This window comes from Pseudomonas sp. RIT409 (genome assembly GCF_003052515.2).
GTDB lineage: Bacteria > Pseudomonadota > Gammaproteobacteria > Pseudomonadales > Pseudomonadaceae > Aquipseudomonas.
In genome coordinates, this window is record NZ_QARE02000004.1 from 158122 (window position 1) to 178589 (window position 20468).

General features: G+C 60.2%; 23 protein-coding genes and 1 pseudogene. 13 read left to right on the top strand and 11 right to left on the bottom strand.

Annotated elements, in window-relative coordinates:
- Positions 1-148 precede the first annotated feature (148 nt).
- Positions 149-382: a DUF1127 domain-containing protein gene (locus tag DBP26_RS07140; protein ID WP_108237316.1), complete on the bottom strand. Its 234-nt coding sequence runs from the start codon at positions 380-382 to the stop codon at positions 149-151.
- 97 nt (positions 383-479) lie between these two features.
- On the opposite strand from DBP26_RS07140, the gene DBP26_RS07145 reads away from it, so the two are divergent.
- The gene (locus DBP26_RS07145) at positions 480-1334 is read left to right on the top strand and encodes a LysR substrate-binding domain-containing protein (protein WP_108237182.1); all 855 of its coding nucleotides are present in this window, start codon (positions 480-482) and stop codon (positions 1332-1334) included.
- A gap of 3 nt (positions 1335-1337) precedes the next feature.
- On the opposite strand, the gene DBP26_RS07150 is transcribed toward DBP26_RS07145, so the two are convergent.
- A complete protein-coding gene (locus DBP26_RS07150) occupies positions 1338-2084 on the bottom strand; it encodes a sulfite exporter TauE/SafE family protein (protein ID WP_177411025.1) in 747 nt (248 codons plus the stop codon).
- A gap of 241 nt (positions 2085-2325) precedes the next feature.
- Here DBP26_RS07150 and DBP26_RS07155 point away from each other — a divergent pair, with 241 nt between their 5' ends.
- The 3 genes from DBP26_RS07155 (at position 2326) to DBP26_RS07165 (ending at position 4535) form a co-directional block, all read left to right on the top strand.
- On the top strand, positions 2326-2799 hold the full coding sequence (locus DBP26_RS07155) for a MarR family transcriptional regulator (RefSeq protein ID WP_108237184.1): 474 nt from the start codon (positions 2326-2328) through the stop codon (positions 2797-2799).
- A gap of 272 nt (positions 2800-3071) precedes the next feature.
- Positions 3072-3491: an organic hydroperoxide resistance protein gene (locus DBP26_RS07160; RefSeq protein WP_108237185.1), complete on the top strand. Its 420-nt coding sequence runs from the start codon at positions 3072-3074 to the stop codon at positions 3489-3491.
- A gap of 24 nt (positions 3492-3515) precedes the next feature.
- Positions 3516-4535, top strand: a complete 1020-nt coding sequence (locus DBP26_RS07165) for an alpha/beta hydrolase (protein ID WP_108237186.1) — start codon at positions 3516-3518, stop codon at positions 4533-4535.
- Between the two features lie 131 nt (positions 4536-4666).
- Here DBP26_RS07165 and efp read toward each other — a convergent pair whose 3' ends face one another.
- Positions 4667-5236 carry an elongation factor P gene (efp, locus tag DBP26_RS07170; protein WP_108237187.1) on the bottom strand — a complete coding sequence of 190 codons (570 nt, stop codon included), beginning with the start codon at positions 5234-5236 and terminating at the stop codon, positions 4667-4669.
- A gap of 87 nt (positions 5237-5323) precedes the next feature.
- Positions 5324-6457, bottom strand: coding sequence for an elongation factor P maturation arginine rhamnosyltransferase EarP (gene earP, locus DBP26_RS07175; protein WP_108237188.1), 1134 nt, complete (start codon positions 6455-6457; stop codon positions 5324-5326).
- Positions 6458-6569: 112 nt separating this feature from the next.
- Between earP and DBP26_RS07180 the strand changes: the two genes are divergently transcribed.
- From DBP26_RS07180 to DBP26_RS07200, 5 genes and pseudogenes are all read left to right on the top strand, one after another.
- Positions 6570-6962, top strand: a complete 393-nt coding sequence (locus DBP26_RS07180) for a hypothetical protein (protein ID WP_108237189.1) — start codon at positions 6570-6572, stop codon at positions 6960-6962.
- Between the two features lie 23 nt (positions 6963-6985).
- On the top strand, positions 6986-7468 hold the full coding sequence (locus DBP26_RS07185) for a transcription elongation factor GreAB (protein ID WP_108237190.1): 483 nt from the start codon (positions 6986-6988) through the stop codon (positions 7466-7468).
- Positions 7469-7589: 121 nt separating this feature from the next.
- Complete coding sequence (locus tag DBP26_RS07190) at positions 7590-7796, top strand: hypothetical protein (RefSeq protein ID WP_108237191.1); 207 nt, start codon at positions 7590-7592, stop codon at positions 7794-7796.
- Positions 7797-7986: 190 nt separating this feature from the next.
- Positions 7987-8517 carry a DUF1003 domain-containing protein gene (locus tag DBP26_RS07195; RefSeq protein ID WP_108237192.1) on the top strand — a complete coding sequence of 177 codons (531 nt, stop codon included), beginning with the start codon at positions 7987-7989 and terminating at the stop codon, positions 8515-8517.
- Between the two features lie 122 nt (positions 8518-8639).
- Positions 8640-9178 (top strand): annotated as a pseudogene (locus tag DBP26_RS07200) (PaaI family thioesterase).
- An 11-nt stretch (positions 9179-9189) separates the two neighbouring features.
- On the opposite strand, the gene DBP26_RS07205 reads toward DBP26_RS07200, so the two are convergent.
- Both DBP26_RS07205 and DBP26_RS07210 read right to left on the bottom strand, forming a co-directional pair.
- Entirely contained in the window at positions 9190-9528 is a 339-nt protein-coding gene (locus tag DBP26_RS07205) for a DUF202 domain-containing protein (RefSeq protein ID WP_108237193.1), read from the bottom strand.
- Complete coding sequence (locus tag DBP26_RS07210; protein ID WP_108237194.1) at positions 9525-9929, bottom strand: DUF202 domain-containing protein; 405 nt, start codon at positions 9927-9929, stop codon at positions 9525-9527. The genes DBP26_RS07205 and DBP26_RS07210 overlap by 4 nt, the downstream gene beginning before the upstream one ends.
- 298 nt (positions 9930-10227) lie before the next feature.
- On the opposite strand from DBP26_RS07210, the gene DBP26_RS07215 reads away from it, so the two are divergent.
- Entirely contained in the window at positions 10228-11712 is a 1485-nt protein-coding gene (locus tag DBP26_RS07215) for a diguanylate cyclase (RefSeq protein WP_108237195.1), read from the top strand.
- A 4-nt stretch (positions 11713-11716) separates the two neighbouring features.
- On the opposite strand, the gene DBP26_RS07220 is transcribed toward DBP26_RS07215, so the two are convergent.
- Complete coding sequence (locus DBP26_RS07220; protein ID WP_108237196.1) at positions 11717-12499, bottom strand: DeoR/GlpR family DNA-binding transcription regulator; 783 nt, start codon at positions 12497-12499, stop codon at positions 11717-11719.
- 154 nt (positions 12500-12653) lie between these two features.
- Between DBP26_RS07220 and DBP26_RS07225 the strand changes: the two genes are divergently transcribed.
- Positions 12654-13448, top strand: coding sequence for an SDR family oxidoreductase (locus DBP26_RS07225; RefSeq protein ID WP_108237197.1), 795 nt, complete (start codon positions 12654-12656; stop codon positions 13446-13448).
- A 139-nt stretch (positions 13449-13587) separates the two neighbouring features.
- Here DBP26_RS07225 and DBP26_RS07230 read toward each other — a convergent pair whose 3' ends face one another.
- Together DBP26_RS07230 and DBP26_RS07235 are read right to left on the bottom strand one after the other, a co-directional pair.
- Positions 13588-14529: a sensor domain-containing diguanylate cyclase gene (locus tag DBP26_RS07230; RefSeq protein WP_108237198.1), complete on the bottom strand. Its 942-nt coding sequence runs from the start codon at positions 14527-14529 to the stop codon at positions 13588-13590.
- A gap of 297 nt (positions 14530-14826) precedes the next feature.
- The gene (locus tag DBP26_RS07235; RefSeq protein ID WP_108237199.1) at positions 14827-16116 is read right to left on the bottom strand and encodes a serine/threonine transporter; all 1290 of its coding nucleotides are present in this window, start codon (positions 16114-16116) and stop codon (positions 14827-14829) included.
- 369 nt (positions 16117-16485) lie between these two features.
- On the opposite strand from DBP26_RS07235, the gene DBP26_RS07240 reads away from it, so the two are divergent.
- Both DBP26_RS07240 and DBP26_RS07245 read left to right on the top strand, forming a co-directional pair.
- Entirely contained in the window at positions 16486-17781 is a 1296-nt protein-coding gene (locus DBP26_RS07240) for an MFS transporter (protein ID WP_108237200.1), read from the top strand.
- Positions 17782-17808: 27 nt separating this feature from the next.
- Complete coding sequence (locus tag DBP26_RS07245) at positions 17809-18582, top strand: substrate-binding domain-containing protein (protein WP_108237201.1); 774 nt, start codon at positions 17809-17811, stop codon at positions 18580-18582.
- Here DBP26_RS07245 and DBP26_RS07250 read toward each other — a convergent pair.
- Both DBP26_RS07250 and DBP26_RS07255 read right to left on the bottom strand, forming a co-directional pair.
- Positions 18568-19476 (bottom strand): LysR family transcriptional regulator, encoded by a 909-nt coding sequence (locus DBP26_RS07250; RefSeq protein ID WP_108237202.1) that lies wholly within the window; start codon positions 19474-19476, stop codon positions 18568-18570. The two genes, DBP26_RS07245 and DBP26_RS07250, sit on opposite strands and share 15 nt — an antisense overlap.
- A 121-nt stretch (positions 19477-19597) precedes the next feature.
- Positions 19598-20452 carry a LysR family transcriptional regulator gene (locus tag DBP26_RS07255; protein WP_108237203.1) on the bottom strand — a complete coding sequence of 285 codons (855 nt, stop codon included), beginning with the start codon at positions 20450-20452 and terminating at the stop codon, positions 19598-19600.
- Between the last annotated feature and the right edge of the window lie 16 nt (positions 20453-20468).

Consider the following 20468-nt stretch of genomic DNA (forward strand, 5'->3'; position numbering starts at 1 on the left):
CGCTACCTGATCCTGGCATCCCTGGGTACCTGTGCGGCGGGTCGGTAGCCCGCCAAATGCGTCGGTGGAGGTCAATTGCAGCAACGCGGCATGCCGCAGCCATGTTATCGGCATCGCTGTCGGCAAGCCGCGCTCTGCGGGGCACGCTTCAGCGTTTGAGTGGGTCGTCCCAGAAGGGCCGTTCGGACTCTTCCGCCACATCCGCCCTAGACAGACCAAGGTCTTTCAAGGCGTCGTCGCTCAAACTGGCCAGTTGTACACGTTCACGGTGCAGCCTGTGCCAGCGCGCGAGTTGCTCGACGACTGCATGCCAACCGCGCTCCAGCGCCGAATCGCGAGACAGGGTTTTCAGGACCAGCACATAACCTTTTTGACGTTTCATCATCTTGCCCTCCAAGTGGGGATGGGCAAATTCTCTCGCCAGGATTAAGATCAATCCAACGAATGTTTCTGATGCACTGCATCTGGGAGATTGATCCATGGCCACCTACCCCAGCATCGACAGCGAGCTGCTGCGCACCTTCGTTGCCATTGCCGATCAGGGCGGTTTCACCAAAGCGGGCGAAGTCGTCAATCGCACGCAGTCGGCCGTCAGCATGCAAATGAAGCGGCTGGAGGATGACGTCGTTCAGCGTCCTCTCTTTCAGAAGGACGGTCGGGTGCTGAATCTGACGGCAGAGGGGCAGGTGTTGCTGGGCTATGCAAGGCGCATCCTCAAACTCCACAGCGAGGTGTTCAATACCCTGCGCGAGCCGCATATGGTGGGCACCGTAAAAATCGGCACGCCGGACGATTACGTCATGCGTTTCCTGCCGGGGATTCTCTCGCGATTCGCTCAGGCCTATCCGCTGATACAAGTGGAGGTTCACTGCGAGTCGTCAGCCCAGTTGCTGCAACGCCAGGACCTTGACCTGAGCATCGTGACCCGCGAGCCGGGCAAGGAGATCGGGCAGATTCTGCGTCAGGAACGCTTCGTCTGGGCTGAGGCGGCAGGTTTTTATCCGCATGAACAGACGCCGATACCGTTGGCCATGTTCAACAGCGACTGTTTCTGCCGACTCTGGGCCAGCAACGCGCTGGACGCCTCAGGCCGCGAATACCGCATCGCTTACACCAGCGCCAGCCTCTCGGCGATCATGGCAGTGGTCAGCGCAGGGCTCGCCGTGACAGCGCAACTGGAAAGCCTCATTACCTCGGACCTGCGCGTGATCGGTGAAGCCGAGGGGCTGCCCCAACTACCCGCGGCGAGCATCGTGCTGTTGCGCAATCCCAATAACCCCTCGCCCATCACCGAATGCCTGGCCGAACATATTGCCGAGGGATTCAAGGTCTAGACCTCAGAGCCTGAAGCACAGCATGACGGCGCAGATCACCAGAAAGCCGCAGAACAGCGAACGCAGCAGACGCTCCGGCAGACTGTGTGCCAGAGCGACGCCCCAGCTGATGCTCGCCAGGCCGCCGATCGCCAATGGAATGCCCATCAACCAGCTCACGTGGCCGTGGGATGCGTAGGTGGCCAGGGTAATCACGGTAGCGGGCGCTGCCAGGGAAAGCGCCAGCCCTTGTGCGACCACCTGGGAGGCGCCGAACACGCTCGTCAGAATCGGCGTGGCAATCACGCCGCCTCCTACGCCGAACAGACCTGCCGTCACCCCCGACCCCACGCCAAGCGCCCACAGCCAGTGCCGATGACGCAACTGGGTGCCCGTGTTGCCCTTATGCCAATACATCTGCGCCAGATTGAACAGCGTGAGCACGATCAGGAACCCCACGAACCCCATGCGCATGCTGTGAGCTTCGACCCGCACGGCCCATAACGAGGTCAGCCAAGAGACAATGAAGCTGGGCCCGATCAACATCAATGCGTTGCGGGCCGAAATCCGATTGCGCTGGTTGTACCGCCAGAGGGCCGCCAACACATTCGGGAGCACCATGAGCAGCGCGGTGCCCTGCGCCAACTGCTGATCGAGGCCGAACAACACACCGAGTGCGGGAATCGCCACCAAGCCACCCCCAATCCCGAACAGACCACCCAGCGTCCCCATGGCCGCCCCCAACAGCAGGTACATCACAACATCGACAATCACACGCGACCCTCGGCCTGAATCCAGCGCGCATGCTACGCAGTCTCCGAAGTCGAATAAACGGCTACAGGGCTTTCCGCTCTCACGGATCGTGGAACGTCGATTCACGGAGTGTGAAGCAAAGAGCTCGCACGAGCGTGATAGAAAGACGTCGCCGAATCGATTAGCAAAATTATTTGGCGCATTAAAGATCATGACGCTAAATTAGCCCTCATTATCGATCACCCCGAGGACACCCTCAATGAATGCCGACCCAAGCTGCACCACGGCGGGTGCTGGCAGTTGCGAAGAGCTGCTGCTGGACAACCAGCTCTGTTTCGCCCTGTATTCCACCTCGCTGATGATGACCAAGGTCTACAAGCCGCTGTTGCAGGAACTCAACCTGACGTATCCGCAGTACTTGGCCATGCTGGTACTGTGGGAACAGGATGGTCTCACCGTAGGGGAAATCAGCACACGCTTGTTGACCGATCCAGGATCGCTGACCCCGCTGCTCAAGCGACTCGAAAGTGAGGGCTTGATCAGCCGGAACCGGAGCAAGGATGACGAGCGGGTGGTCCTGCTGACGCTGACCGACCAAGGCAAGGCCTTGCATGAAAAGGCCCGCCGCATTCCCCACTGCATTCTGGCCGCGAGTGGCATCAGCCTCGACCAGTTGCAAGCGTTGCAAAAGGATCTTCTGGGGCTGCGCGGAAATCTCCACAACAGTCTGTAACGCGACCCTCCTTCCCTGCCCCGTCCAAGGCCAGCGCTCTGCTGGCCTTTTTCGTTTCCAGGCGGCAGCACAGGCGCAAGCCGTACTTAAAATTTTTTTCTTCTTCTAAATCAATCAGTTATTCAAAAAACAAGGGATTTACAGAAAAAAAACGAAAAATTACCTTGCGCACTAAACATTAGCGCATTACATTTCATCTCACTTGCTTAGCGCACAAACATTTAGCGCAGAGCTTACCGGCTTCAACCCATAGCACTCAGTGAGGAATGATCATGAAAGCACTCTATACCGCAGTCGCAACCGCAACCGGTGGCCGTGATGGCCGTGCTGTCTCCAGCGACAAGATTCTCGACGTCAAACTGGCTACGCCCAAAGAACTGGGCGGTGCCGGTGGTGAAGCCACCAATCCAGAGCAACTGTTCGCGGCGGGTTACTCGGCCTGCTTCATCGGTGCATTGAAATTCGTTGCCGGTCAGAGCAAACGCAGCATTCCTGCCGATGCATCTATCACTGCCCACGTCGGCATCGGGCAGATCCCTGGCGGTTTCGGTCTGGACATCGATCTGAACATCAGCCTTCCAGGCCTTGACCAGGCGGACGCACAAGCGCTGGTCGATGCCGCCCACCAGGTCTGCCCTTACTCCAACGCCACTCGTGGCAACGTTGACGTCCGTCTGCACGTGACTGTCTGACCTACCGACCTTAAGGAGAAAAACATGAACACATTCGGCAAAATCATGGCGGGTTCGCTTCTCGCCCTTTCGATCGGCAATGCCTTTGCAGCAGGCGATGGCGGCGTCGAGCACAACACTCAAGCATTCCTCGATGCCTTGAACTCAGGCACGGGAAAACCCATCGAGCAGTTGTCGCCCAAAGATGCCCGGGCGGTACTGACCGGCGCACAGGCTGGGGTCAAACTGACACTGCCTAAAGCCGATGTCAGCCAGAAGACCATCAAGGCCGATGGGCAGGACATCAGCCTGACCATCGTGCGGCCCGCCGGCGTAAAAGGCACGCTGCCTGTGTTCATGTTCTTCCACGGCGGCGGCTGGGTGCTGGGCGATTACCCAACCCATGAGCGTCTGGTGCGGGATCTGGTGGACGGCTCCGGTGCGGTGGCGGTCTTCGTCAACTACACCCCTTCGCCGGAAGCGCACTACCCGACCGCGATCAACCAAGCGTATGCAGCGACCAAGTGGGTGGCTGAGCATGGCAAGGAAATCAACGTCGACGGCAAGCGTCTGGCAGTGGCGGGTAACAGTGTTGGCGGTAACATGGCGGCAGTCGTCAGCCTGATGGCCAAAGACAAAGGCACCCCGTCGATTCGCTACCAGGTGCTGCTGTGGCCTGTGACGGACGCCAACTTCGATACCGGTTCGTACAACCAGTTCGCTGAGGGCCATTTCCTCACCCGCAACATGATGAAGTGGTTCTGGGACAACTACACCACTGATCCGAAGCAACGCGCCGAGATCTACGCTTCTCCGTTGCGCGCTACCACGGATCAGTTGAAGGGACTGCCACCTGCGCTGGTCCAGACTGCGGAAGCCGACGTGCTGCGTGATGAGGGCGAGGCCTATGCTCGCAAACTGGATCAGGCAGGCGTGGCGGTCACCGCCGTTCGCTACAACGGCATGATCCACGACTACGGGCTGCTGAATGTCATCAGTCAGGTGCCGGAAGTGAAATCGGCAATGCAGCAGGCGGCCCAGGAACTGAAGGTTCACTTGAAGTGAGGCAAACGGGCCGGACAGGCCGGATGGTACTGTCCGGCTTACTCACCCGACCTTCAGAACAGCCCCGAAAAAAATCCACAAAAAAGCCCGACGCGATGGTCGGGCTTTTTCGTATGCGCAATCAGCGCATATTACTTCTTGGTGCGGCCCTTGAAAGAGCTGTCGCGGGTGTCGATATCGATCCACTCGTCGATTTCGATGAAGTCAGCGACCTGAATTTCAGTGCCGTTGGCCAGTTTGGCTGGCTTCATGACTTTACCGGAAGTGTCGCCACGGGCCGAGTTCTCGGTGTAGGTCACTTGACGGCTGATGGTGGTCGGCAGTTCTACCGAAACCAGACGGCCTTCGAAGAAAACGGCTTCACAGACGTCCTGCATGCCTTCTTCGATGAACGGCAGAACAGCTTCGATGTCCTCAGCGTTCAGCTCGTACATGGTGTAGTCAGTGGTGTCCATGAACGTGTAGGAATCACCGCTGATGAAGGACAGAGTGGCTTCTTTACGGTCCAGGATCACGTCGTCCAGCTTGTCGTCGGCGAAGTAGACGGTTTCAGTCTTGTAGCCGGTCAGCAGGTTTTTCAGCTTGGTCTTCATGATCGCGCTGTTACGACCCGACTTGGTGAATTCAGCTTTCTGAACCAGCCAAGGATCGTTGTCGATACGCAGCACAGTACCGGGTTTAAGCTCTTTACCAGTTTTCATTACGAGTATCCGAATTTGGATTGAAGTTCTTTCTAAGCCCTGTACGAAAAGCCACTTTTCGTACAGGGCTTACTACAAGGCCGCGTATCATAGCCAATTTCGGTAAAAGTGCACCAGCGCAGTCGTCAGATCGTCCTGCAAGGCTCGTTCCAGGCACCAGCGCTCGGCATGGCTCGCCAGTTCCGCGCGGTGTTCCTCCAAAGCGGGCCAACTGTGTGCCATGTCGTGACCCGCATTCCAATCGCGCCAGACGTCAGTCAGCGCCTGCGCCGCAGTGTCCGAAAGGCCGGTCAGGTAAAGCTCCAGGAAAGCGTCCAGCTTGGCCCAGTGGGCATCGTCGTCTTGTGCATAGATGTGCCAGATCATGGGTTGCCCAGCCCATTGCGCGCGTACGAACGAGTCCTCGCCACGCACCACGTTGAAGGCGCAACACCAGAGCAAGCGGTCATAGTCCTCCTGACGCACGAAGGGCAGGACTTGAATCGTCAGTCGCTCGCGCACATGCAGCGCCCCGGCTTGCAGGCCGTCGCTGCCCAACCAGCGCTCGACGTCGCCGAGGATGCGCCCTTCCGGCACCAGAAGGTGCGTGGGCGGGAAATCCTCTGCCAAGCGGTCCAGCCACGACCCCAACTGCGGGTGCTCGTAGGCAAACAGTGACATCAAGCGGGCCTGCGGCTGTGGATAAATGCCCAGGCCGGCCAGGAAAGCCTGCCGCGCTGCGGGGTCTTGCTCGAAAGCGTGACGCTGTTCGATCAGGCCGGCCTCCCGCAACAACCCCCCGGTAGTAGGACGAAACCCCGGGAAGAAGAAGAATTTCTGGATGCCGCTCGACTGCAGCGACGGCAGACCGTGACAACCGGTGACCCATTCCTCCGCACTGAGGTAGTCGAGGTTCAGCCACAGAGGCTTCGGATCGCGGTTTTTCATCGCTTCGATCTGCATGGGCGGCAGATGACAACCGAAGGCTTCGATCACAACGTCGGCAGGCTCGACGGGTTGCCAGTCCTTGGCCCACACGCGCACCTCTACCCCCTCGCAATACTGCTTTGCCGCACCGGCATTGGCGTCAGGACACAGCCGGACGAAGGCCGAGAGGTCATCGATCCACAACCGCACGTTCATCTCGTGCTCGGCGACCAACTGCCGGGCCAGACGCCAGGTCACGCCCACATCACCGAAGTTATCCACAACGGTGCAGAAAATATCCCAAGAGGCTTTCATCCCGGCTCCTCAAGGATGCTCAAAAAAGCGGATTGTCCGTCATAACGACGCGGAATCGCCAGCCCGGTCATGCGACAATCCGGCCACGTCCACCGCAATCGGGAAGTCTGCCATGTACGTCAACCACCGCACATTGTCCGTCACGATCAAGCCGCTCACGCTCGTCTTGTCCATTGCCGCAGGCATCTGGCTCGGGGGCCTGGCTGTGATGCTCACGGGCTGGTCGATCTACACGATGCTGCCTGCCGAAAAGGCCCAGGCGCTCAATGACGCAGCCAACCGAATGACCCGTCCCGTCGAACAGACCCAACCTGAAAGCGACAATCCGATGTTCGACCAGTACCGCCAGCGGCTGCGCGACAGCGAGGCGCGTCAAGCCCAGGAAGCGGAAGACGCCGAGCGCGCGCGCAGTTTCAATGGCCCGAAATGCCAATTCTGGATGCAGCAGAACCAGACCGCTCCCAGCGAGAAAAGCCGCGCCGCCATTTATCAATTCTGCGGCTGATGGCATTGAACAGGTGCGCCCCCATGAATAAGCAACGGGTCCTGGAAAGGATTCTCGATCGCCTCGAAGTGGACCTGGACGTCGCCATTCGCGCCGCCCAGACGGCCTATGAGGCGGCGACCCATGAAGAAAACATCGCCGAGAACAAATACGACACCTTGGGTCTGGAGGCGTCCTACCTGGCAGCCGGTCAGGCGCGGCGCGTCGAAGAGATACGTCAGGCGCTGGCGCTGTATCGGCAGATGACACTCAAACCCTTCGATGGTGAACGGGGCATTCAGCCGGGTGACCTCATCGCCTTGGCCTCAGCGAATGGAAGTGAACAATGGCTGTTCCTCGGCCCGGATGCCGCCGGCCTTAAACTTCAAATGGATGACAGGTGGATCACCGTCATCACACGCCGTGCGCCACTGGGGCAAAGCCTGTTGGGCAAACTCGACGGCGATGAAGTGGACGTTATGGTGAACGGCAGCCGGCAGAGGTTCGAAATTACCCAGGCACTGTGATCGATCGAACAATTTCAGGGTTGAAGGCCCCCGGTTTTTGTGGGTAAGGTGCACCGTCGCATCACAAAGGTGCACCCGGAATATGGAGCCGGGCACAAGGATTTAACCAAGGAGATATTTCATGACGAACGTCATCACCTTCCCTGACGCCCATGAACGTGATCGCCTAAAGTCCAGTGACCGCCATGGGTTGACGTATTTGAATGAAAAAGAACGCCACCTCATCGACTGCCTGCGCATGACCAGTCATGCCGGCCGCCAGTATGTCTACGACTACGCCAACATCATGCACCGTTCCAAGCCACTGTACCCCGATCGCCGGGATTGAGCCGCATGCCGTCTCAGGCTGCCTTGCTTGGGGCCCGCGGCGCACGCTCCCATCATCAACATCGCCACACCCGGTGGGCACCGGTAGGTGACAGCACTGATGCGCCATGACGTTCAGCGCCGGTTCAGTACAAAGCCAGCGGGCACGGGCCTATAGTGGGCAAACCTCTTTCTGATATCAGGAATGTTCCATGCCCGCCGTACCTCCCGAAGCCCCCGCCCAAACCGACCACCTGCGCTTTCACAAGGCCCACACCCATCTGGCGCCGACGTTCGGCACTGACGCGTTCGCACTCAAGGCCGAAGCGTTTGCACGATTTTTTGGCACGCCCACGTTCCTGGGGGCGCAGACCTTGGTGGTACTGCTCTGGGTGGGCGCCAACCTCAGCGGCCTGGTGAGCTTCGATGTCTATCCGTTCATTCTTCTGAATCTGGCCTTCAGTCTCCAGTCGGCCTACGCCGCACCGCTGATTCTACTGGCTCAGACCCGCCAGGCCGCGCGGGACAAAGCCAGTGCCGAGGCCGACGCCCAGCACCGTGAAGCCCTCGCGGTGGCCAATGAAGAACGAATGGCCCGGGCTGCCCAGAACACGGCGCAGATGCTCGAATTGCTGGAGCAGAACACCCGGCTCACCGAAATGACCAAAGTGCTGACAGAGCGAGTCGAAGCCCTCACTGCCGATATGCACAAACATGTGTTCCGGGAGAACGGTTCCGCGTAATTGAACGCTTTGGTCACTGCATGGACATTTATGATATTGCGACCGTCATGAATGCACGGGATTATGGGTGTAATTTTTGACATCCTGCCGTTCGCGGGATGCCGTTTCCTGGAGCGCAGTCCATGCAGAACACTTCTCGCGAAGAAACCCTGGCCCTTTGGCACGAACAGGAACACGCCATGCGCGCCCGACTGGGCAAGGCCGGGAGCATGAGCCTGAGTGAGGTCGCCACGCTCACACCCCAGGCGTTTTTCGACGGCATCGGCAATGGTATCTACCCTCATCCGCCCATCGGAGAATTGATGGACTTCGTGCCCATCGAATGGACGCCTGGTCGCTTCGTGTTCCAAGGCACACCCGGCCCGCAGCATTACAACCCGCTGGGCATCGTCCACGGCGGGTACGCCGCGACACTGCTGGACTCCTGCATGGGCTGCTCGATTCACACGCAACTGAAGAAGGGCCAGGGGTACACCACCCTGGACCTGCGCATCAGCTACATCCGCGCCTTGACCGACAAAAGCGGGCCGATTCGCGCCGAAGGCACGGTGGTGCACTTGGGTCGGTCGACCGCGCTGGCCGAGGGGAAGATTTACGACGCCGACGGTCGTTGTTCGCGACCGGGACCACCACCTGCATGATTCTGGACATGAACCGCTGACAAGCTGTGGATTACCCGAATACCACCCCATAAACTCCGACCAAACCGAGCACGATCACCGTGCTCCCCAGCACCACGACCTCACGCAGCGGCGCGGGAATCCGCTCCTGCTTCAGGCCCTTGGCGCTTTTGCGATAGCGGGCATTGAGGCCGATCTGGATTAGGATGCCCGCCGCCAGCGAAACCATGATCGGCAGCAGCGCTATCAAGCCAAAACGCGGAATCCAGCGCAGAAACAGGGTGCACACCACCAGCAGCGTCATCAACGTCCGACGCCAGGCCAACAGCGTACGCTCCGGTTGCAGACCAGGATCGTCATGGCTCAAGGTTAGCGGGGCGCGGCGGCTCATGGGGCGCCGTAAAGCAGGAACACGATCAGCCCCGCCGCCACCAGCGCGCCACCCAGCGAAAGAATCGGCACCAGTACCGGCAATGGCAGTGGCCGACGCAACCGCATGGCCCGCTCGACCTTCAGCCAGCGAACGCAGGCGCTGGCGCTCACCAGCATTGCCAGCAGCAACAGCGACAGCGCCACGGCCCTTCGCAAGCCAGGGGTGAAGACATCCCCCGTAAAGGCCTCCACCGCAATGCCACCGGCCAGAAACGCCAGCGCAGTGCGGATCCACGCCAGGAACGTACGCTCGTTGGCCAACGTGAAGCGAGGGTCGGGCTCGCAGCCACCGCCCAACAGGGCGGCAGACACGCGATCGCGATCGGGAGCTGGGATTTTGCCGGAATCCGGAGAGTTCATGTCGCACCGAGGTCGGGTAGATGGCGTCGATCATACCGGTCATCACGACCGATGGCCCACTTTGACTGCGACATGGATGTATCCATGGCCGCAGGGTGCTGTGACGCACGATTTTTCCCTTCAAAATCCCCGACTTGTCCTACGCTCTGTGTCAGGCGGTCGCTGTTGCGATACCGTGTTAGCGGACCCATTAGCGTCCGTCCCACGGCGGGTCTGAAATCGTAGACGTCAGCGAGGGTTGGGTTTGAGACAAGTAGAAGCGACGGACTTCGACGCCAGAAATAGGCGCCTGAAGCGCATGCCTGTGCTGTGGCTGACAGGTTTTTTCACCGTTTTGGTGTGTTTCTCCATTACCAGCATCACCCTGTGGCAGCTGCGCCAGTCGCGCGCCCACGAGCTGGACATCGCCGAAATCAACGCTGCCAACCTGTCACGCTCGATGGCACAGCAGGCAGACGACACCTTCGATCAGGCCGACATTCCTGTCGTCGGTATCGTCGAGCGACTGTCCTATGACGGCCTCGGGGCGGCCAGCAGTTCGCGCATGCACGACTACCTGCGCGCCACCGCGGCCAGTGTCGAACAGATTCAAGGGCTGTTCATTTACGACAAGGACGGCAACTGGGCCGGCACGTCCATGAACCACATCCCCTCCGATGCCAACAACGCCGACCGCGAATATTTCCAGTTTCACAAGGCGATCGACAGCACCTTGCCTCATATCGGTCAGGCCATCCGCAGCCGCAGCACCGGCGACTGGATCATCCCGCTTTCACGGCGCGTGAACGACTCGGCCGGTCATTTCGCCGGGGTGGTGCTGGCGACCATCGACCTGTCCTACTTCGACCGCTTCTTCGACCGCTTCGATATCGGGCATCGGGGCGTCATCACGCTGGCGCTGGCCGACGGCACGGTGCTGACCCGTCGACCTGCGCTGGAAAACGTCAGGGGCGCGTCAATCGCTGATGGCGAACTGTTTCGCACGTATCTGAAGGAGCATTACGAGGGCACCGCCACCGTACGCTCGATCCTCGACCACGAGCTACGCATTTATGGCTACAAGCGCCTGGACCGCTACCCGCTGGTTGTGATGGCCGGGCTGTCGGAGGAGGAAGTGCTGGACGAGTGGCGGCAGTACGCGTGGCGCTCACTGGCGATCATTGTCTGCGTGGTGGTCGCCAATCTGCTGTTCGGCGTGCTGCTGTTTCAACAGATCCGCTTTGGGTTGAACGCCGAATCGCAGCTGCGCATTGCCAGCCATTCGTTGGAAAAGCTGGCGTTGCAGGACGGCCTGACCGGGTTGGCCAACCGACGTCACTTTCAAGAGATTCTCGGACTGGAGTTCGCCAACGGGGGGGCCAACCTGCACCCTTTGAGCCTGATCATGATCGATATCGACTTCTTCAAGAGCTATAACGACAACTACGGGCATGTCGCGGGGGACAAATGCATCGTGGCGGTGGCCGAATGCATTCGCAGCAACCTCAACCGCACCGGCGACCTGGCGGTCCGGTACGGCGGAGAAGAGATGGCCGTGTTCCTGCCTTACAGCGAGGCGCAAGGCGCGTACGCCCTGGCTGAGAAAATCCGCGTGGCGGTGCTGACCCGAGGGCTCGAACACCAAGGCAACCCCGGCGGTGTCGTCAGTATCAGCCTGGGCGTTTACGGCTGTGCTGCCCAGGCGTGTCCGACCATGGAGACGTTTATCGAGCGGGCGGACGCCGCGCTCTACAGGGCCAAACACGAAGGCCGCAACCGCACAGTGCTGTGGCAGGAGGCGTGAGGGCTCAGTGGCCCGCCTGAGCCTTGACGAGCTGCGCCACTTTGCCTCGAAACAGCTCCAGGCGGTCCTCCGGCGCATCATGCTCCACCACCAGGGCACCGACGTCCTCGCAGGATGCCACCTGATAATGGGCGATGCTGGCCAGTTTTTCGTTGATCACCGCGACCACCACTTGCCCGCTGCGCGCCACGACCGCACGCTTGAACTCGGCCACATCCAGGTCGAACGCGGTCACCCCTTTCATGGCATCCAACGCGCAAGCGCCAAGAAAGCACAGATCGAAGTTGAAGTGCGTCAGTTGCTGAATCGTCGTGTGCCCATAGGTGCTCCCGGCCACCGGGCTGAGCCGCCCACCTAGCAGGATGACCTCGACACAGGGGAGTTTCATCAACTCCACCGCGATGACCGGCGCATTGGTGGTGACGGTCAGCGTCATCTGCGGGTCAATGGCCCGGGCGATGGCCAGGTTGGTCGAACCGCCGTCGATGAAGACGTGTTGTCCCGCACTGATAAGCCCCGCGCCCGCCACGCCCAGGGTGCGTTTACGCTGAGGTTCATGCTCGATCCTGGCGCTGATCGGACCGTCGGACGCCAATGAAATCGCTCCGCCGTACACCCGCTTGCAGACCCCGGACGCCGCCAGCGCACCCAGATCACGACGAATGGAATGCTCTGACACCTTGAATTCGGCGGCCAGATCGGCCGCAATCACTCGGCCATGCATCGCCAGGCGCTCAGTGATCAGACGTTGACGTTCGCCCGGGAACGCTTCGGGGTTGGCAGACATGACGGCCCTCGATATCAAGCGGAATCGATCAGAAACGAGCAGGATCATCGAGGTCACGCCTCGAGATGTCAAACGTCATGGCGGATGAAGTCGCCTGAACCCCCGTTCACTGGCGCACTCCCATCTTTCTCTAGATCCCGACAGAGGTTTCAACATGAAAATCGATCTGACCGGCAAAACGGCACTTGTCACAGGCTCTACGCTGGGTATCGGCTACGCCATTGCCAAGGGCCTGGCCGAAACGGGCGCCGATGTGATCGTCAATGGTCGTAAACAAGAGGCCATCGACGCGACGATCGCGCGCATCAAGAAAGAAGTGCCTGGCGCACGATTGCGCGGGGTCGCCACGGATGTCGGCACCGCCGAAGGCTGCGAAGCATTGGTCAAGGCAGTCCCTCAGGTCGACATCTTGATCAATAACGTGGGCATCTACGGCCAGCAGGACTTTTTCGACACCCCGGACGAGGTCTGGCAGCGGTTCTTCGACGTCAATGTGATGTCCGGTATTCGCTTGTCTCGCGCCTACGCCGAGGATATGGCCAACCGCGGGTGGGGACGCATCGTGTTCATTTCTTCGGAATCGGGACTGAACATTCCCTCGGACATGATCCACTACGGCTTCACCAAGACCTCCAACCTGTCGATCTCCCGGGGCCTGGCCAAACGTCTGGCAGGCACGGGGGTGACGGTGAATGCCGTTCTACCGGGGCCGACGCTGTCCGAAGGGGTGGCGGACATGCTCAAGGATGAAGTGGAGAAATCCGGAAAAACGCTGGAAGAAAGCGCAGCTGCCTTTGTGAAGGAACATCGCCCGACCTCGATCATCCAGCGTGCTGCCACGATCGAGGAGGTGGCGAACATGGTGGTTTACGTGTCGTCGACACAGGCCTCTGCGACAACCGGCGCAGCCTTGCGCGTGGACGGCGGTGTGGTGGATACCATCGCCTGACAGCGGGCAGTCACCGTCGGTGACCAGGGGACCACACGCGTGATACCCCTGGCCTTTCCCGGCGATATCAAGGTGCCTATTCCTCCTCTTCTTCCTCGTCGTCCACCAGGGTGAACAGGGTTTCAATGCACTCCGCTCGTTAGAACTCGCCATACTCGGCGCGCATACGCCCGTTGCGCTTGACGTGGTAAAGCAGGCCATCGACTTTCTCGACGAAGGAAAGCGCGCTTTGGCCCGCAGAGGGCACAACGGTGCCGACGCCGAGGCTGAGTGTCATCAGCGGCGACACCTCGGATTTCTCATGGGCAATCTGCTGCTGACGAACCAACTGCATGCACTTTTCCGCTACGCGATGCGCTTTGTCTTGAGCGGTTTCGGGCAACAGCCAGACGAACTCTTCGCCACCGATGCGGGCGATGAAATCGGCCGGGTCGTTGGCCGCCTCCGACAGCGCCTTGGCAACGGTGCGCAGCGCTTCGTCACCCTTGATATGGCCGTAGTGGTCGTTGTACTGCTTGAAGTAATCGATATCCATCATGATCAGTGTCAACGGCTGGCCGGTCTCCTGAGCGCGCGTCCATTCGCGTTCCAATACGGTGTCGAACATCCGCCGGTTGGCAATGCCGGTCAGGCCGTCCTGGTAGGAAAACGCTTCAAGCTGCTTCTGCAGGCGACTGAGGTGCTCTTCGGTTTTCTTGCGTTCGCTGATGTCGAACATGAAACCGATCAAAGCTTCAACCTCACCATCCTTGCGCACGACATGCACCACGTCGCGGATCCACACGTATTCGCCATCCTTGGTCAGAGCCCGATAGTCCGCTTCATGATCGACCCCGGCCTTGGACTGGGAGACGCAAAAGTTGACCACGTAATCCCGGTCATCCGGGTGCATGCGCTCCACCCAGTCATTGATCCCCACCCAACTCCCCTGCTCCCACCCCAGCAGGCTTTCAATCTGCGGCCCGATATAGCTGAACGTGAGTGTCTGCCAATCGATACGCCATGGGATGGCCTTGGTTGACTCAAGGAGTGTCTTGTACACGTCGCTGTCAGTGCCTGACGGCAGGGATTCATCACTCATGGACGATCACGCTCGCTCAGTGAAAAGAAGTGATGACAGCATGTTGCCATCCTTCAGGGCGCGCAAGTATGGCGTCCCCGGGTTGCGAGCGCCGAATACGGCTTTGGGATTGCCGCCTGATTTCGTAGGAGCGCACTTGCCCGCGGTGGCTGGTCATGATTCCACTAATCGTTGCTGACGACACTCAATCGCGGGCAAGCGCGCTCCTACAACGTATGTGCAAGTGCGTTTCAGTGCAGAGCTCCGAGACTCAGTGAGCAAGGCGGCAGTGACGCAGGGGCACTGCCGCGCAGCGGGTCAAGGGATCAGCGAGTAGACCAGTGCCGAAATCGACACCAGACCGACGCCGACGACGAAGACGTTGGACAACGTGCCCGCGTACCGACGCATGGCAGGCACCTTGCGCACGGCGTACATGGGCATCAGGAAGAGCAGCGCGGCGATGACCGGGCCGCCCAGGGTTTCGATCATCCCCAGAATGCTCGGGTTGAGGGTGGCTACCAGCCAACAGACCACGAGCATGAAGCCTGCCGTGAGGCGATCCAGCGCACGGGGCGAAGGCTGACGACCCGCCTTGATCACCAGGCCTTTCAGGCCTTCGCTGGCGCCGATGTAGTGGCCTAGGAACGACTTGGTGATCGCCACGAAGGCAATCAGTGGCGCGGCGAAGGCGATGGTCGGGTTACTGAAGTGATTGGCCAGGTAGGACAGGATCGACAGATTCTGCGCCTTGGCTTGCGCCAGTTGGTCGGGTGACAGGGTCAACACGCAACTGAAGACGAAGAACAACACCATGACCACCATCAGCAGATGGGCACGTGCCAGGATCTGCGCGCTGCGCGTGTCGGCCTGCGCGCCGTACTGACGCTTCTGATCGACCGCAAACGCCGAAATGATCGGAGAATGGTTGAAAGAGAACACCATGACCGGGATCGCCAGCCACAGCGTGTGCACGAAGGCCGAGGGCGCTGGGATGTGGGTGGCCGTGGCGAGGATACCGCCGGTCCAGTGGGGAACGAGGAACAGTGCCAGGAACAACAAAGCGGCGATGAAGGGATAGACCATCAGGCTCATCGCCTTGACGATCATCTGCTCGCCGCATCGCACGACAGTCAGCAGCCCCATGATCAGCAAGAAGGCCAGCAGCGCGCGAGGCGGGGGCTGGATGTGCAATTGATGCTCCAGAAAACTGCTGACGGTGTTGGTCAGCGCCACGCTGTAGATGAGCAGAATCGGAAACACCGCGAAGAAGTACAGCAGGGTGATCAGGGCGCCGGCCTTTTTGCCGAAATGCTGCTCCACCACCTCGGTGATGTCCGCGCCTTCCCGACCGGACAGCACGAAACGGGTCAGGCCACGGTGGGCATAAAACGTCATGGGGAATGCCAGCACCGCCAGGATCAACAACGGCCAGAAGCCACCGATGCCTGCATTGATGGGCAGAAACAGCGTGCCTGCGCCGATGGCGGTCCCGAACAGACCAAGCATCCAGGTGGTGTCCTGGCGCTGCCATTGGGGGGTGCTCGTCGTTACGCACTCGGGCGCGGTGTCGAGGCGTGGCTCGACGCTGTTGGCCTGATCGTTCATCCGGTCGATTTCTCCGTTGCCGGTGATAGCTACAAGGTCAAAAGCGCGTCGAAAAGCTCGGCAGTCAGCGCTCCTGACCGGTTCTCTACAGGGAAAGGGGCGCGATTGTCCGGGATTGGCGTGCAGAATCAAAGGCTTGTCGGAGCAACGGTCATCGTGCTTGCTGGGCGTGGCATGTTCTGGGCAAGCGGCCAATTTAATCCATGACGTGGGCTTGGGAGGAGGCTGCCCTTTCCAAGCACCTGCGACAATTGATCGCAGATGCGCATCAATCGATGAAAAATCAACGTTTATCGCTGGGCTCTTTTTCCATGAAAATCTCCGGTTACAAGCGCTTACAAAACACTCTAAAAAACGCTGGAGAACAATATGTCTCACCCAAGCCTATCTGCTAAAGGGACGTCCAAGGCCGGAATGGTCTTTCGGGTCACGTCTGGCAACTTCCTCGAACAGTTCGACTTCTTCCTCTTCGGCTTCTACGCCACGCAGATCGCCGCCGCCTTCTTTCCGGCGACCAACGAATTTGCCTCGCTGATGATGACCTTCGCGGTGTTCGGAGCCGGGTTCCTGATGCGCCCGCTCGGCGCGGTGATCCTCGGGGCGTACATCGATGACGTCGGCCGTCGCAAAGGCTTGATCGTCACGCTGGCGATCATGGCCAGTGGCACTTTACTTATCGTGTTGGTGCCGGGGTACTCGACCATCGGCCTCTGGGCACCCGCGCTCGTGTTGCTGGGGCGGTTGCTCCAGGGCTTCTCCGCGGGAGCGGAAATGGGCGGCGTGTCGGTCTACCTGGCCGAAATGGCGACGCCAGGCCGCAAGGGCTTCTTCGCCAGTTGGCAGTCCGCGAGCCAACAAGTCGCCATCGTCGCAGCGGCGGCCCTCGGTTACATGCTCAACCTGTGGCTGGCACCCGCGGCCCTGTCTGAGTGGGGCTGGCGGATTCCGTTCGCCGTCGGGTGCCTGATCATCCCGTTCATCTTTCTTTTGCGCCGCAGCCTGCAGGAAACCGAAGCATTCGAAGCCCGCACCCATCGACCGACGATGAAAGCCGTGTTCGCTACGCTCTACAGCAATGCCGCCATCGTGATCCTGGGCATGCTGATGGTGGCGATGACCACCACTGCGTTCTACATGATCACCGTCTACGCGCCGACGTTCGGCAAATCGGTCTTGCAACTCTCGACCAGTGACGCGCTGATCGTCACCCTGCTGGTGGGCGTTTCCAATTTCTTCTGGCTGCCAATCGGCGGCGCCTTAAGTGACCGCTTCGGCCGCAAACCCTTGCTGATGGCCATGTCGCTGTTGACCTTGCTGACGGCCTATCCAGCCCTCTCGTTTCTCGCGCAAGCCCCCAGCTTCTCGCACATGCTGGAGGTGCTGTTGTGGTTTTCGTTCCTCTACGGCCTGTACAACGGCGCGATGATTCCAGCCCTGACGGAAATCATGCCTGCCGAAGTCCGGGTCGCGGGCTTCTCGCTCGCATACAGCCTGGCGACCGCGGTGTTTGGGGGCTTCACCCCCGCCGTCTCCACTTGGCTCATCCACACCACCGGCGATAAAGCCGCGCCTGCGTACTGGATGATCTTCGCCGCCGCCTGCGCGCTCGCAGCAACGCTGGTGCTCTACCGCCGCCTGGCGACCCGTTCTCCCGTCGCTGCATGACCCCTGTTTGAAATGAAGGAAGTCGTTATGAAACCGTTGATGAAACCCCTCACTGCCTTGCTGATGGCAGGCGTATTCAGTGCCGCAGCGCAGGCAGAAGAATTGACCGTCATGACCTCGGGAGGCTTTACCGCGGCCTACCAGGGGCTAGCGCCGCAGTACGCGAAAACCACTGGCGACACCCTCAAGACCGTTCTGGGCCCGTCCATGGGCAAGGCGCAGGAAGCCATCCCGAATCGCCTGGCTCGGGGCGAGCACGCCGACGTAGTGATCATGGTTGGATACGCGCTGGATGAGTTGATCAAGCAAGGCAAGGTCGACCCGGCTTCCCGCGTCGAACTCGCGGATTCGCGGATCGGCATGGCCGTCAAAGCCGGGGCTCAGAAGCCTTCGATCGCAACGGATGCAGAACTCAAACAGGTGCTGCTGTCTGCCAAATCCGTCGCTTATTCCGACAGCGCGAGCGGCGTCTACATCCAGAACCAGTTGTTCAAAAAGCTGGGGGTCGAGGCACAACTGGCGCCCAAGAGCAGCATGATCGAACGCATCCCGGTCGCCTCTGTCGTGGCCAAGGGTGATTACGAAATCGGCTTCCAGCAGGTCGCCGAATTGCTCCCGATTCCAGGTATCACCTTCGTTGGCAAGATTCCGGAAGACGTTCAGTCGGTGACTCGCTACGCGGCGGGCATCCCGAAAAACGCCGAGCATCCGGCCGAGGCGAAAAAGCTGCTGGCTTACCTGGCCTCCCCTGAAGCGCAAGCCACCGTGCGCGCCACCGGCCTGGACTCAGTGCCTCGCTAACCGCTCGGGCAGTTCCCGAATCAAGCGTTCCAGCTCCAGCGCCGCGGGTGTCAGCGTACGCCCGCGGCGTTTCAACAAGCCCATCTGACGCACCACTTCCGGCTCGGTCAGCGCCACACTGGCGAGTATGGGGTGAGGGGAAACGGGCATCGCAATCGACGGCACTGCCGCCACGCCCAGACCCGCCTCGACCAGTCCCAGCACCGTGGTCACATGCCGTGCTTCGCAGATACTCTCCTTCGCGGCCCTCAGGCCGGGCAACGCGCGGTCCATCACCAGCCGGTTTCCCGACGAACGATCGAGCGTGATGTAGTCGTGCTGGTAGGCCTCGGCCCAGGTGACCGACGTTCGCCCCGCCAAGGGATGATCATTGCGACAGGCGATGACGTACCGCTCTTCCATCAGCAGGTCGAATTCCACCTCGGGCGCGAGATTGCCGGTGAAACTCACGCCCAGATCCGCCTCGCCCGATGTCACGGCCGCGCTCACCTCATTTGCAGAGGCGTCGATCAGCTTGAGCTTGATCTTCGGGTACTGCGCATTGAAGCTGCGAATCGCATGGGGCATGAAGTAATACGCGGCGGAAGGCACGCAAGCGATGGTCAGCGTTCCGGTGCGCAACGCAGCGCCCTCCCCCACACTCAACAGTGCCAGATCGAGATCGTCCAGCAGGCGTTCCACCTGTGGCAGAAAAGCCCGTCCGACGTTGGTCAACGAGACCTTGCGCGTGGTTCTTTCGAACAGCTTGACGCCCAAGGCCGACTCAAGCTTCTCGACGCGTCGGCTCAGCGCGGATTGGGTGATCCCAATCGAATCGGCGGCCCGTCGGAAACTGCCTTGTTCCACGACGCCGCGAAACGCCACGAGGTCGTTCAAATCAAAGTGGATGCTCACCCGCTGCTCGGCTCTTTTGATCGCACATGAGCATCAATGGTAGTGGATCGAGGATGGCGTCGCCAAACCGGTCGCACTGGGGATTGAGCACGCAGGCGGATTCGTAGAACGGTTCCATCCGTTACAACCTAAATGACTGTTGCATGGCGCGCGAAAGTAACCCCACCGCTTCGTCCTCTCGGCAGCCAGGATGGCGCACGAAAACGATGTCGTAATCGGGAATGGGTGGCAGGCCCTCGAGAATCTGCATGTGCGAAGTCACCTTGGCCCGGTCGATCAGGCTGATCGCCAAACCCGCTTCGACGCAGGCTTTCACCGCCTGATTCGAATGACTTTCGAGAACGATCCGCGATGATCGACCCGACATTTTCAGCGCGTCGGTCATCGCTTCGCGATAAGGACAATCCACAGCGTGAACTGCCAGGGGTAATGGGTCGATAAGCGTCAGGGCGGAATGCGTCGGCCCCACCCAGACGGGTGTGGTCGATGTCAGATGCACGCTGTCAGCCTCCAGCGTTGCCTTGGGCTGCGCGACGACAGCCGCTTGCAATTTGCCCCGCCGGACCCTGTCTCGCAATGCGGAACTCGGGCCAGTCTGCAGCTCCAGGACCACGTTCGGCCAAGCGGCGTTGAACGCTGGCAGGATGTCCCGAATGACATGGGCGGCGTATTCGTCCGGGACGCCCAGTGTGATCCGTCCCGCGAGGCGGGTGCCGTGCAGCTCGGCCACGGCCTGGTCATGGGTGCGCAACAGTTCAGTCGTCGAGAGCAGCAGACGTTTGCCGAGTACGGTCAGGGAAACCGACTGATTGTCACGATTGAGCAGCCGTCCCCCTGCAACCGCCTCAAGGCGCTGGATGTGAACGCTGACCGCCGCCGCGCTTTTATGCAGGTGCTCGGCCGCGGCGCTGAATTTCCCGATGCGCACGACCGCATGAAAGGTACGCAGCAGATCGATGTCGAGGATGGCTGTCATGATTCAATATCCTTAA